Origin of the sequence: Methylobacterium sp. WL116 (assembly GCF_008039455.1) — a bacterium.
GTDB lineage: Bacteria > Pseudomonadota > Alphaproteobacteria > Rhizobiales > Beijerinckiaceae > Methylobacterium.
Map to the genome: position 1 here is coordinate 1 of NZ_VRUV01000074.1, position 13354 is coordinate 13354.

Below are 13354 nucleotides of genomic sequence, written 5' to 3' on the forward strand. Positions count from 1 at the left end.
GACCGGCGCGACGAGGGCGCCGCAGACGCCGATCACGCCGAACAGCCCGGCGCCGGCCGCGGTCAGGTTGAACGGCTCGGCCTCCACCAGCAGGGCGAGGGTGACCCAGAACGCGTTGAACGCGGCGAACAGCAGCGCCTGCGACAGGCTGGCGTTGCGCAGCACGGGCTGGGTCTTGGCAAGGTGCAGGATCGACAGCATCAGCGCCCGGTAGCGCAGGCGCTTCGCCGCGGTCCGGGGCAGTGTCGCGGCCGCGACCGCCGCCATCGCGAGCGAGACCACGGCGGCGGCGAAGAACACCGCCCGCCATCCGAGATGCGCGCCGACGAAGCCGCTGACCGTCCGCGCGAGCAGGATGCCGGAAAGCAACCCAGTCATCACCTGCCCGACGATGCGGCCGCGGGTGGCGTCCGGCGCCAGCTCGGCCGCGAACGGCACCGCCTGCTGCGCCGCCGACGACAGGAAGCCGATCAGGAGGCTGGCGAGCGCCAGGATCGGCAGGTTCGGGCTGAGCGCGGCGACGACGAGCACCACGCTCAGCGTGAGAAGCTGCGCGATGATCAGCTGGCGCCGCGGCCAGGCATCCCCCAGCGGCACCAGCCCGACGATGCCGAGGCCGTAGCCGACGAGGCAGCCGGTCGGCACCCACAAGGCGGCGCGCGGCCCGAAATCGGCAACCAGCAGCCCGAGCAGCGGCTGGTTGTAGTAGATGTTGGCCACCGCCCCGCCCGCGATCAGCGTCAGCCCGAGCCGCGCCTTCGTGCTCAGGTCGGGATGCGGCACCGGGATGTCGCTCACGAGCGGGGCTCCGTGGCGCGCGAGCGGTTCGGCTCTGTGAGCATGAGACTCGTATCTCTGGTTGCGAGGGATCGCGGTCGGCCTAGGCGCCGACCGGGCGGGTGACAACGGCGGCGCGCGCAGGGCACGGCCGCGTAGGAGTGGCGCACCCGGTTTCGATTCCGCTGCGCCTGCATATGTTTCGTCCACGGACGATGTTCGACGCGCGGGTCGATTGCTGGCAATCGATTTGGCGATCGCGGCGATTCAGGTTCTGATGCCGTTCATAGGATTGGTGGCACCGATTCGTGCGGCGGAGCGTGACCGACACGACGAGAGAGGGTTGCATGCCGAATTATCGGGTGGATTTCGAGAAGCAGATCTTCGGCCTTCCGTTCACCATCGGATCCGTCGAGATCCAGCGTGCCCGCGACCCCGATCGCGCGCGGCGGGCGGCCGAGCTGAAGTTCGCCCGGCAATACGGCCTCGGCGATTGGCGCGAGCGCGCCGACAGCGCCGTCGTGGCCCAGGCCGGCGACGAGCGCCGCTGAGCGCCCTTCACGGCGGAGCCGGCCACGACGTCCCGGAGTTCCGCTTCGGCCTTCGCGGCCTCACGGGGGGTCTGGCCCTGCGCGCGGTCACGCCGTAAACGATGGGGCCGCCGGCATCGCCGTGCGGGACGACCGGAGCCTCCGCGGCGGCCGGTTTCGAGGCGAGACGCGGACGGCGATCCATGGCGGCGATCTCTTTCTTCGGCGATCTCCTTCAGACCATCAGCGACCGCGGTCGCGACCTCATCAGCTTCGGCCGCGGCGATCTCGCCGCACGGGCCAACGCCGCCGAGCTGGTCAAGCTCTGCGACGACCTGATCTCGCGCCGCGGCGAGGCATCGGGCGTCGCCCTCGCGCGGCTGATCCTCGACCGCTACGCGACGCTCGGCACCGACGAGCGCCACGCCTTCCTGCGCCTGATCGCCGTCGAGTTCGATGCCGACCACGACGCGGTCGACGCCGCGATCCAGGCCTATCGCTCGGACCCGACGCGGGCACGCCTCGGGCACCTGCACGAGGCGGCCGAGCCGCGCTCCCAGGAACTGATCCGCCGCCTCAACCTTGCCCGCGACGGCACGCTGAGCCTGGTCCGGATGCGCGAGGACCTGTTCGACCTGCGCCGCATCCTGCGCGACGAGGGCGAGCCCAACCTGATCGACGCCGCCGACAGCCTCGATTCGGACTTCGAGCACCTGTTCGCCTCGTGGTTCAACCGCGGCTTCTTGGTGCTGCGCCACATCGACTGGACGACGCCGGCTCACATCCTCGAGAAGATCATCCGCTACGAGGCGGTCCACGAGATCGCCGGCTGGGACGACCTTCGCCGCCGGATCGAGCCGGCGGACCGGCGCTGCTTCGCGTTCTTCCACCCGGCACTCGTCGACGAGCCGCTGATCTTCGTCGAGGTCGCGTTGACCAGCGCGATCGCGCCGGCGATCGCGCCGATCCTGTCGCAGGCGCGCGATCCGCTTCCGCTGAAATCCGCCACGACCGCGATCTTCTACTCGATCTCGAACTGCCAGAAGGGCCTGGCCGGCGTCACCTTCGGCAACTTCCTGATCAAGCAGGTGGTCGAGGACCTCACCCGCGAGATCCCGACCCTGAAGACCTTCGTCACGCTCTCGCCAGTTCCGGGTTTCGCGCGCTGGCTCGATCGCGAGCGCCGGGCGGAAGCGCCGCAGGGCCTGACCCGCGACGATGTCGAGGCGCTTCGCCTGCTCGACGAGCCCGATTGGGCGACCGACAAGGCGAAGTCCGATGCCGTGCGCAAGGCGCTGCTGCCGGCGGCGGCCGCCTACTTCCTCCGCGCGAAGAACGAGCGGGGCCGCCCGCTCGACCCGGTGGCGCGCTTCCATCTCGGCAACGGCGCGCGCCTCGAGCGGATCAACTTCCTCGGCGACGTCTCCGGCAAGGGGTTGCGGCAATCCCATGGCCTGATGGTCAACTACCTCTACGACCTGTCGGCGATCGAGAAGAACCACGAGACCTATGCCAACCTCGGCACGGTCTCGGCGTCCGGCGCGGTCTCACGCGAGTTGCGCGCCAACCTGCCTCCGCCGCGTTCCGTCGCGCTCGCCGAGGCCTGAGGCGGGTGGACCGCCGCCGATCATCCGTTTCGCTGAGCGTTGTGTCATGACGAATCATCTCTTCGCGTTGATCCGCGAGGCCCTGCCGGCGGATCCGGCGGCCAGCACCTTCATCGAGACGCCCGACGGGCGCCGCTACAGCTACGCCGACATGCTCGCGCGCAGCGGGGCCTACGCGAACGCGCTGGTGTCCGCGGGCGTCCGCCCCGGCGACCGGGTCGCGGTGCAGGTGGAGAAGAGCGCCGAGGTGGTGTTCCTCTATCTCGGCGCAGTGCGCGCCGGCGCGGTGTTCCTGCCGCTCAACACCGCCTACACCGCCCCGGAGGTCGCCTACTTCCTCGGCGACGCCGAGCCCGCCCTGTTCGTCTGCGACCCGGCCAAGCGCGAGGCGCTGGTGCCGGTCGCCGGGGACGCGGGGACCATCCGCGTGCTCACCCTCGATGCCGCCGGCCGGGGCAGCGCCGCCGAGGCCGCGGACGCGCAGGGCTCGGAGTGCTCCGACGTGCCGCGGGATCCGGAGGATCTCGCCGCGATCCTCTACACCTCCGGCACCACCGGGCGCTCGAAGGGCGCCATGCTCAGCCACGACAACCTCGCCTCGAACGCGCGCACGCTGGTCGAGGCCTGGCGCTTCACCGCCGACGACGTGCTGATCCACGCCCTGCCGGTGTTCCACACCCATGGCCTGTTCGTCGCGATCAACACCGTGCTGGCGTCGGGGGGCAGCATGCTGTTCCTGCCGCGCCTCGACGCCGGGCTGATCCTCAAGCTGATGCCGCGGGCGACCAGCATGATGGGCGTCCCGACCTTCTACACCCGCCTGCTCAAGGATCCGGGGCTGACGCAGGCGGCGACCGCGCACATGCGGCTGTTCACCTCCGGCTCGGCCCCATTGCTGGCCGAGACGCATGCCGCGTGGCGGGCACGGACCGGTCACGCCATCCTCGAGCGCTACGGCATGACCGAGACCAACATGAGCACCTCGAACCCCTATGAGGGCGAGCGCATCGCCGGCACCGTCGGGTTCCCGCTGCCCGGCGTGGCCCTGCGCGTCGTCGACCCGGACACCGGCGCGCCGCTCGGCTCCGAGCAGGTCGGAATGATCGAGGTGAAGGGCCCGAACGTGTTCAAGGGCTACTGGCGCATGCCTGAGAAGACCGCGGCCGAGTTCAAGGTCGACGGCTTCTTCGTCACCGGCGATCTCGGCAAGGTCGACGCCCGCGGCTACGTCCACATCGTCGGCCGCGGCAAGGACCTGATCATCACCGGCGGCTTCAACGTCTACCCGAAGGAGGTCGAGGCCGAGATCGACGCGATGCCGGGCGTCGTCGAATCGGCGGTGATCGGCCTGCCGCACGCCGATTTCGGCGAGGGCGTCACCGCCATCGTGGTGGGTTCGAAGGACGCTCCGGACGAGGCGGCGGTGCTCGCCCATCTCGAAGGGCGCCTCGCCCGGTTCAAATGCCCGAAGCGGGTTCTCTTCGCCGACGACCTGCCACGCAACGCCATGGGCAAGGTCCAGAAGAACGCCCTGCGGGATCGCCACGCCGATTTGTATCGCGACGCGTCGAAGACGTCCTGACCAGCGGGCCTCAGCCGGCCACCGAGGCGCGCGCGGCCTCGATCAGGTCGTTCGCCAGTGCCTCGTCGTCCACGGCCCGAGCCAAGACGACGGCGCCGACGAGGGTCGACAGCGTCGCCAGCGAACGCTGCCGGCGGCGCTCGCGCGAGGCCTTCGGCGTCAGGTCGGCAAGGATGGCGGCGAGGCGTTCGACCCCGTGGGTGAACCGCGCGCGCACCGGGCTACCCGAGGGCTCCCGCGCGACGTCGTTGGCCAGGGCCGCGAGCGGGCACCCCTTCTCGGGCGCCTGGACGTGCCCGAGCGACAGGTAGTTCCCGACCAGGCTGTCGAGGTTGCCGCGGTATTCCTCCTTGATCGCGCACTCGAAGGCTTCGGCCGCCAGGGCGTCCTTGTTGGCGAATTGGCCATAGAACCCGCCATGCGTCAGGCCGGCCGCCCCCATGATGTCGGCGACCCCGACGCCGTGAAGGCCGCGCTGGCGGAACAGCGCCGACGCCACCTCGACCACGCGCTGCCGGTTCAGCCGCGCCTGCTCCTGAGACACCCTCGGCATCTTCGTCTCCTCGTCTCACGAGCGGCCGCCGCGCGGTCCGGCGGACGATGCGCTAACGCATCGCATCCGATGTGGATGCGACCTGTCATCTAAATCAGTCCACGGTCGCGCTGTCGCCGGACGCTTTCGCCGCCTCGGCCGTTGCCGCCAGCACGAAGCGCCGCCCGTTCGACCGTTCAGGGGCAGGGGCAGGGGCTCGGGCTGGTCGATCGATCGGGCACTTGCCGCGTCGCATGCGCGGCGGCGAGCGCCCAGCCGCACCAGCCCTCAGGATGGAACAGCGCCCGTGGTCGCAGTCGCTCCGTCTCGCCCGGAAACGACCGCGGGGCTCCGCGCATCCGCAGGTGTTCGGGCGACGCGGAACCACAGGGTGTAGAGGGCCGGCAGGAACAGCAGCGTCAGCAGGGTGCCGACGCCGACGCCACCGATCAGGACGTAGGCCAGCGCCCCCCAGAACACCGAGTGGGTGAGCGGGATGAAGGCGAGCATCGCTGCGGCCGCCGTCAGGATCACGGGCCGCGCGCGGCGCACGGTCGATTCCACCACGGCCTCGTAATCCGACAGGCCCGAGGCGCGATCGTGATGGATCTGATCCACCAGGATCAGCGTGTTGCGCATCAGGATGCCCGACAGCGCGATCAATCCGAGGATCGCGTTGAAGCCGAAGGGCTGGTGGAAGATCAGCAGGGTCGGCACCGCGCCGACGAGGCCGAGCGGCGCGGTCGCGAACACCATGAACATGGTGGTGAACGAGCGCACCTGGATCATGATCACCGTCAGCGTGACGATCAGCATGATCGGGAACACGGCGATCAAAGCCGACATCGCCTTGGCGCTCTCCTCGACGGCGCCGGCCGTGTCGATGCGGTAGCCCGGCGGCAGCCTCGCCCGGATCGGATCCAGCAGCGGGAAGATCTGCGCATGGACGTCCGGCGGCTGCTTGCCGTCGAGCACGTCGCCCTGCACCCGGATGTAGCTCTCGCGGTTGTAGCGCTTGAGCACCGCATCCTCGTCCCGGCTTTCCAGGCGTGCGACCTGCGAGACCGGCACCTGCCGGCCGTCCTTCGTCGCGAGCGTCAGGTCGCCGATCTCGCCGAGCGAGCGTCGCTCCGGGCCGGGGCTGCGCAGCAGCACGTCGACCGAGCGCAGGTTCTCGCGGACCTGAGTGGCGGGCGTGCCGTTGAGGTAGCTCTGCAGCTGCTGTCCGGCCTCCTTCGGCGTCAGGCCGATCAGGCGCAGGCGTTCCTGGTCGAGGACGAGGTGAAGGCCCGGCGTCCGGTCGCCCCAGTCGAGATGGACGAGCCGCATGTCGGGATTGCCCGCCATGACCTCGGCGACCTCGGCCGCGATGCGGCGGATGACGTCGAGGTCGGGGCCGACCACCCGGAACGCGACCGGGAATCGGATCGGCGGCCCGAACACGATCTGCAGCACCCGCACGCGCGCCTCGGGGAAGCGGCCGTCCTCGACGAGCTTGCGCACCTTCGCCCGGAGGGCGTCGCGGGCCTCAGCGTCCGCGGTCTGCACCACGATCTGCGCGAAGGCCGGGTCCGGCAGCTCGGGATCGAACGACAGCACGAAGCGCGGCATGCCCTGGCCGATATAGCTCGTGATCTCCTTGGCCTCCGGCAGGTCGCGCACCGCCGCCTCGACGCGCTGCACGGTGGCCTCGGTGGTGGCGAAGGCCGACCCGGTCGGCAGCGTGACCTCGACGATCAATTCGGGCCGCTCGGAGTTCGGGAAGAACTGCTTCTCGACACGGCCCATCCCGATGACCGCGACAACGAACAGCGCCACGGTGATGCCGGCTGCCGCCCATTTGTGATCGACCGAGGTGCGCACGATCCGGCGCAGGCGCTGGTAGTTCTTCGTGGCGTAGATCGCCGCGTGGCCGCCCGCGACCGGCTCGATGTTCGGCAGCAGCTTGACGCCGAGATAGGGCGTGAAGGTCACGGCCACGATCCACGAAACGACGAGAGAAAACGCCACCACCCAGAAGATGTTGCCGGCATATTCGCCGGCCGTTGAGGCGGCGAAGCCCACCGGCAGGAACCCGGCGATGGTCACCAGCGTGCCGGTGAGCATCGGCGCGGCGGTGGCGCTCCAGGCATGGGTCGCGGCCTCGATTCGGTCGGCGCCTTCCTCCATGCGCACCACCATCATCTCGATGGCGATGATCGCGTCGTCGACGAGCAGCCCGAGCGAGATGATCAGCGCGCCCAGCGTGATGCGATCGAAGTCGCGCCCCGTCAGCATCATCACCACGAACACCGCCGACAGGGTCAACGGCACGGCCAGCGCCACGACGATGCCGACGCGGAAGCCGAGCGCCACCAGGGACACGAAGATCACCACCGACAGCGCGGTGAAGAACTTGACCATGAACTCGTGGATCGCCGCGTCGATGACCTTGGCCTGATCGGTGATCTTGGTGAAGCCGATTCCGAGGGCGAGGTCGTGATGGATCGCGACCTCCTCGGCATTGAGCGCCTCGCCGAGCTTGAGGCCGTTGAAGCCGGGCTTCATCACCAGGCCAAGCATCAGGGCCGGCTCGCCGTCGTTGTGGATCGCGAAGCTCCTGGGGTCCTCGTAGCCGCGCTTCACCTCCGCGATGTCGCCGAGCTTGAGGCTGCGGTCGCCCGCCGCCACCGGCAGGCCGCGGATCGCGTCGAGCCCGTCGATGGCGCCGTCCAGGCGAAGGTAGACCCGCGGCCCGGCTGTCTCGACGAAGCCGGCCGGCGTCACGTCGTTCTGGTTGGCGAGCGACGCCAGCAGCTGCTGGCCGGTGATCCCGAGCGTGGCCAGGCGCTGGTACGAGATCTCGACGAAGATCTTCTGCGCCTGCTCGCCGAGGATGTTGATCTTCTCGACGCCGGGCAGCCGCAGCAGGCGCTGGCGCAGGGCCTCGGCCTGGAGCACGAGCTGGCGGTGCGGCAGCCCCTTGGCCTGGAGCGCGTAGAGCGCGAAGTAGACGTCCGAGAACTCGTCGTTGAACAGCGGTCCCATCACCCCGCGGGGCAGGCTGGAGGCCTGATCGGACAATTTCTTGCGCGCCTGGTAGAACTCCGACTGCACCTTCCCCGGAGGCATGTTGTCCTTGAGGTAGACCTTCGTCACCATCAGGCCCGGGCGCACGGTGGTCTCGGCGCGGTCGTAGTAGACGAGCTCCTGCAGCCGCTTCTCGAGCGGGTCGGCGACCTGACGCTGCATCTCCTCGGCGGTGGCGCCCGGCCACGCCGCCGAGACCGTCATGGTCTTGACGGTGAAGGCCGGGTCCTCGCCGCGGCCGAGCTTCTGGAAGGCGAAGATGCCGGCGACCGTCACGGCGATCAGCAGGAACAGCGTGACCGCCCGCTCGCGGACGGCGAGCGCGGAGAGGTTGAAACCGCTCATCGCTTCGCCCCCGTCAGGTTCGCGTCCGCCTGGCGCACCTTCTCGCCGGGCTTGAGCAGGTGGGCGCCGAGCGCCACGATGCGATCGCCCGGGCTCAGGCCCGCGACGACCTCGGCGCGCTCCTCGCCCATGCGCGCGACCCGCACGGCCTGCTCCCGCACCGTTTCGGTCTCGGCGTCGTAGCGCCAGACCGCGGTGCCGTCGCCCCGGTCGAACAGGGCCGCGAGCGGCACCTCCACCGCGGGCTCGCGCCGGACGTCGTGGTCGGCGAGCCGAAGGGTGACCGTCGCCCCGAGCGGCGCAGCCTCGCCGCCGCCCGACAGGATGTAGCGCGCCCGGTAGGTGCGGGTCGCGGGGTCGGCCGTCGCCGACAGCTCGCGCAGGCGCGCCGGATAGGTCGCCTCGCCCTCGGCGTAGAGGGTGGCCGAAGCGTTCCCCTGCGCCGCGCGCCGGCTGCCCTCGGGCAGGAACACCTCCGCCTCCCGCGATCCGTCGCGGGCGAGCTTCACCACGGTCTGGCCGGCGGCGACGACCTGTCCCGGCTCGGTCGGCACCTCCATCACCACGCCGTCGGCATCGGCCTGGAGCTCGGCGTAGCCCGCCTGGTTGGCGATCTGGCTCGCCTGCGCCTCCGCGTTGGCGAACTGCGCGATGGCGGCATCGGCCGCGCCCTTGTTCTGGTCGTAGGCCTGGATCGAGGTCCAGCCGTCGGCCACGAGCTTGCGGCTGCGCGCCTCGTCGGCCTTGGCCTTGATCATCTGCGCGCGGGCCGCCTCGACGGACGCCTTGGCGGCGTTCAGCGCGAGCCCGAAATCGGTCCGATCGAGGCGCATCAGCGGCTGTCCGAGGCGGACGCGGTCCCCCGGATCGACCAGCCGCTCGAAGATTTTGCCGCCGACGCGGAAGCCGAGGTTGCTCTCCGTCCGCGCCCGAACGACCCCGGTGTAGCGCGAGACCGCCCCCTCGGCCGGGGCGACCGCGACGGTCTGAACGAGCCGTGGTTTCTCAGGCACCGCCGTCTCGGCCGGCGAGCACGCCGCCAAAGCGAGGCTCGTCAGCAACATGACCATACCGACATTCATCGCCGCTTCCCCGACACCGATCGAACTCGCCATTAAAATGATGGTTGTCATCTATTATGGGCCGGTGATGTCGTCAATGGCGAGGGCGCCGCGATTCGGTGAATCGGGGTCGGAAAGAGCGGTCCGCCAAATGCAGCGGTACGATCTCGACCTCTCGGTCTTCTGGCTCGGATGTATCTACCGAGTCAGCATCTCGGCCGCTGCATATGCGCTGTTTCCCCCAGCCGAACGGCGAGTCGGGCAGGTCGAGCGCAGCCCAGGTCTTCGTCGCTGGCAGCATCACCCCCACATTGTCGGAGGCGAGCGACCTCGGCATCGCGCGGTCCGCATCATCGGCACTGCAAAATAGCTTGGTCGCCGCAGGATCCTGGCTACATTGATCGAGGTCGTGCGGATGAGCTTCTGATCTACGTACGCTACGATTCTGTCGACAGTCTCAACCATGCAACAACGTTTTTAACTTAGCAGGCTGCTGCGGAAGTCAGGCGTGACGCTTGGTTTGGATCGTCAGGACTGTTTTATGAGATCAGTCCGCCTCGACGAGGCTCGATCCGGCAGCTTCGATGTGTTGCTCGGGTCGCGGGCCATGTCTCGGCCATGTCCGGGTCGCCCGTTATGCGACCGCTCCGGCCAGCAGCTGGGGCAGACGCACGATGGTTGTAGGCGGCGGCTGAGAAGGTGAACAGCGCCTCGACCTTGGCTCGCCCGCGCAGCTTGACCTTCCTCAGCCCGGCCTGAGCCTTGATCCAGCCGAAGACCTCCTCGATCTGTTTCCTGCAGCGCAGGCTGACCGCGTAGCCGGCATGCCGCGTGGTGCGGCCGTCGAGGGCGGTCTTGCGCACCTTGCCGGTTTTCGACATCGCCCCGTTGATCGCGATGTCCGGGCTCACCCGCCGCGCTTGCAGGTCGCCGACGAAGGCCGCCACGTCGAACAGCTTGTCCGCGCCCAGAGTGATCCGGTGCCGGCGGGGTCGGCGGTTGAGCATGGTCAGGGCCGCCTCACGCTCGGCGGTGCCGGTAGCGTGGGTGAGGGTCGCGTCCACCACCAGGCCGTTCCGGTTTCTCCATCAGCGCATGGCCGAGGCAGCACAGCCGGCTCTCCTGGCCGTCCGCCTTGCGGTAGAGACCCGCGTCCGGGTCGATGGTCGAGGCATGGGGCGCGTTCGAGCTCTTCTCCTTGTGAAAGTCGCGCTCGCCGTTGCGGCCAGGATCCGGCGGTTCACCCGAGCCGTCTTTCGGCTGGAAGCTCTTCATCGAGGCCCACGCCTCGATCATCGTGCCGTCCACCGAGAAGTGGTCGCTCGACAGAAACCGGTTGACCGGCTTGAGCGCCAGCAGCCCCGCCAGGAAGGCGTGCGCCACCTCCGTCTCCAGCAGACGGACGCGGTTGTGCGTGAACCCGGTTGAATGCCAGACCGTGGAATCCATCTCCAACCCCACGAACCACCGGAACAGCAGGTTGTCGTCGATCTACTTCATCAGCATCCGCTCGGAGCGCACCGAGAGGAACGCCTGCAGCAGTGTGGCTCGCAGCAGCATCTCGGGCGGGATCGAGGGACGGCCCAGGCCCGAGTACAGGCTCTCAAAGCACTCGTTCAGCCCGGCCATCACCTCGTCAGCCAACGTCCTGATCGGCCGCAAAGGGGGATCGGCTGGCACACGCTCCTCAAGCCGAACGTAGCTGAACAGGTTGGCCGAGGCCGCCTCACGTCCACGCATCGATCGAACCCCGCCTCTCGCTCGGACAGAGTGAATCATCTTCAAGGCCGCACCGCCACGGACTTCTGCAGCAGCCTGCTAGGAACCCGTCCGAGTAACGTTTTATCGGATCGAGGACGGGGTTGAGATCAAGGCAGGCCAGCCGGCGTCATGCTCAGCGTTCGGCCTTGGCCAGCTTCAGAAGGTTGTGGGCGGTGCAGATCATCGCCCATTCGCCGCGGACCTAATCGAGCCCGCGGAGCAGGAACGGTCGGAGGCCCCGGGCCTGCTCGATCTGCCCGAACACCGGCTGGACGACCTGCTTCCTGAGGCGGTAGCGGCTCCGGCGGCCACCCCGTTTCAGCCGTTCGGCCATCGCACGCATCAGGGGCGTCTTCGTCAGCTGTCGACGACCGGCCGCATCCGCCTCTCCGTGGCGCGCCCGACCTGGAGCGAGATAGGCGGTGATCCGCCGCTGCTTCTGCGCTGCCAGGTTCGCCTCGTTGTCAAAGCCTGCATCGCCCGAGACCTCGCACGGCTTGCGCCCGAGATGAGCGCGGATGTCGTCGATGAGCGGCACGAGGGCGCGGGCGTCGGCGGCGTTCGTCACGAGGCGGTGCGCCACGATGACCTGATGCGCAGCATCGACGGCGATCTGGCCTCTGTAGTCCTGCACGAACCCGTCGCAGGTCGGCAGGATCCGGCTGTCCGGGTCGGTGAAGTTGCGCTGCGCTCGGTCCGGCGGACCACCGTCCTCACCGCGCAGGGGTCGACCCTGCCAGCGCATGCCCGAGGACCCTTCGCAAAAGCGATGCGTGGATCGGCCAATGGCTCCGGGACCTGCTGGCGCGGGCGCACGCCAACACCGCCGTCGTTGCGCTGGCGGCTAAAATGGCCCGGACCGTCTGGGCGCTGCTGCGCCACGAACGCGTCTATGAGCCGGCGGCGGTGGCTGCCTGAACCGTGCTTGGTCGGCAAAGCCTTCGTCAGCCTTCCGATGTCTGCGAGCGGCGAAAGGAAGATTGCCTGACAGCCGATCGATGTTCTGGAAGCCTCTGGCGGAAAATGGCGCTCGACGCCGACCCCTTTATGAGGACCAGGACGCGCGGATCTCCATCTTGGCCAACGGCATCGCTGGAAGGCCGGATACGTTTATGCAGACTGCTAAGACCAGCGGATCATAAGCCACTTGCGGACGGGGCGGGCCATACGTTTTTCGCCGTCAGGCTGGCACTGTCGCGTGCCGCACGGCCCCAATCCAGTTGTTCGGCGCCGTCCAGCCGCTCCAGCAAGGCGTGATGCAGGCCCGCCATACGCCCGCCCTCTGCCAATCACGCAGCCGTCGCCAGCACGACATCCCCGAACCGCACCCCATCTCATGCGGCAGGTCCTCCCACGGCAAACCGGTGCGCAGCACGAAAAGGATGCCGGTCAGCGCCGCCTGGTCCGGTATCGGCGGCCGCCCGCCTTTCGGACACTCCCGCGCCAGTGGCAGCAGCGGCGCGATCACCGCCCAGAAATCGTCGGGAACCGGGAACTTCGCCATGCCCTACCAACGCGCCAATCGCCGTTTTCGTTAGACGCTCTTAACCCCTGTCGGAGTTGCAATCCTTGGCTGGGGCGCCAGGATTCCAACTCCTCAGCCGATTATTCGCAAGCCACTGAAAAAATAGCGCAATTTTTATCGCATTATCTAATTGATACTTGAATGTGTTACATAAGACAACGAGTCACGGCTAGGGCGTGTCATCGCTAGATCCAATCGAGGGCGGCTGCGAGGGAGAGGACGCCCATGGAACTGACGCGGTCTTCTCATAGCGGGTGGCGATGGCGCGCCACTCCTTAGCCTGGCCCAGAGGCGCTCGACCTGGTTGCGGTTGTTGTAGATCCAATCCGGGCAGGCCACGGGCGCTTCGTGGCGCTGAGGCGGGATCGCAAGCCGAGCGCCCATATCCCAGATGTGTTCGCGAAAGGCGTGGCTGGTGTAGCCACGGTCTCCGACGACCTGTCCGACGTCAGCACCTGTGGGACAGAATGAGGGTCTTCACGAACGGAGGATGGCTGGTTCATCGTAGCCCCTGAGGAGCGAAGATGAAGCAGACATCCGGACCGGCCAAGAAGCCGGCAGAAGC

The 13354-nt window shown here is 68.6% G+C and carries 8 protein-coding genes and 5 pseudogenes; 5 read left to right on the top strand and 8 right to left on the bottom strand.

The features are described 5' to 3' along the window. Positions 1–798 (bottom strand): MFS transporter (locus FV223_RS08575; RefSeq protein ID WP_147726421.1); only part of this gene is annotated, 798 nt, incomplete at its 3' end. Between the two features lie 326 nt (positions 799–1124). On the opposite strand from FV223_RS08575, the gene FV223_RS08580 reads away from it, so the two are divergent. The 3 genes from FV223_RS08580 to FV223_RS08590 all read left to right on the top strand — a co-directional run bounded on the left by FV223_RS08580 (position 1125) and on the right by FV223_RS08590 (position 4496). Continuing rightward, complete coding sequence (locus tag FV223_RS08580; RefSeq protein WP_147726422.1) at positions 1125–1328, top strand: hypothetical protein; 204 nt, start codon at positions 1125–1127, stop codon at positions 1326–1328. Between the two features lie 182 nt (positions 1329–1510). Next, the gene (locus tag FV223_RS08585; RefSeq protein ID WP_147726423.1) at positions 1511–2914 is read left to right on the top strand and encodes a malonyl-CoA decarboxylase; all 1404 of its coding nucleotides are present in this window, start codon (positions 1511–1513) and stop codon (positions 2912–2914) included. Between the two features lie 46 nt (positions 2915–2960). Further along, a complete protein-coding gene (locus FV223_RS08590) occupies positions 2961–4496 on the top strand; it encodes a malonyl-CoA synthase (protein ID WP_147726424.1) in 1536 nt (511 codons plus the stop codon). A 10-nt stretch (positions 4497–4506) separates the two neighbouring features. Here FV223_RS08590 and FV223_RS08595 read toward each other — a convergent pair whose 3' ends face one another. From FV223_RS08595 to FV223_RS08605, 3 genes are all read right to left on the bottom strand, one after another. After that, positions 4507–5049 (bottom strand): TetR family transcriptional regulator, encoded by a 543-nt coding sequence (locus FV223_RS08595; RefSeq protein WP_147726425.1) that lies wholly within the window; start codon positions 5047–5049, stop codon positions 4507–4509. Positions 5050–5316: 267 nt separating this feature from the next. Continuing rightward, a complete protein-coding gene (locus tag FV223_RS08600; protein WP_147726426.1) occupies positions 5317–8442 on the bottom strand; it encodes an efflux RND transporter permease subunit in 3126 nt (1041 codons plus the stop codon). Then, positions 8439–9524, bottom strand: coding sequence for an efflux RND transporter periplasmic adaptor subunit (locus tag FV223_RS08605; protein ID WP_147726427.1), 1086 nt, complete (start codon positions 9522–9524; stop codon positions 8439–8441). The genes FV223_RS08600 and FV223_RS08605 overlap by 4 nt, the downstream gene beginning before the upstream one ends. Between FV223_RS08605 and FV223_RS30205 the strand changes: the two genes are divergently transcribed. Beyond that, positions 9505–9873 (top strand): hypothetical protein, encoded by a 369-nt coding sequence (locus FV223_RS30205; RefSeq protein ID WP_187274906.1) that lies wholly within the window; start codon positions 9505–9507, stop codon positions 9871–9873. The two genes, FV223_RS08605 and FV223_RS30205, sit on opposite strands and share 20 nt — an antisense overlap. A 264-nt stretch (positions 9874–10137) precedes the next feature. On the opposite strand, the pseudogene FV223_RS08610 reads toward FV223_RS30205, so the two are convergent. Next, positions 10138–11243 (bottom strand): annotated as a pseudogene (locus FV223_RS08610) (IS5 family transposase). A 154-nt stretch (positions 11244–11397) separates the two neighbouring features. Further along, positions 11398–12018, bottom strand: a pseudogene (locus tag FV223_RS08615) (transposase); the annotation flags it as partial. On the opposite strand from FV223_RS08615, the pseudogene FV223_RS08620 reads away from it, so the two are divergent. Continuing rightward, positions 12018–12182 (top strand): annotated as a pseudogene (locus FV223_RS08620) (IS110 family transposase); the annotation flags it as partial. The pseudogenes FV223_RS08615 and FV223_RS08620 sit on opposite strands and share 1 nt — an antisense overlap. A gap of 254 nt (positions 12183–12436) precedes the next feature. Here the strand turns inward: FV223_RS08620 and FV223_RS08625 are convergent. After that, positions 12437–12768: pseudogene (locus FV223_RS08625) on the bottom strand (transposase); the annotation flags it as partial. 206 nt (positions 12769–12974) lie between these two features. Further along, a pseudogene (locus FV223_RS08630) lies at positions 12975–13268 on the bottom strand (transposase); the annotation flags it as partial. Positions 13269–13354 lie beyond the last annotated feature (86 nt).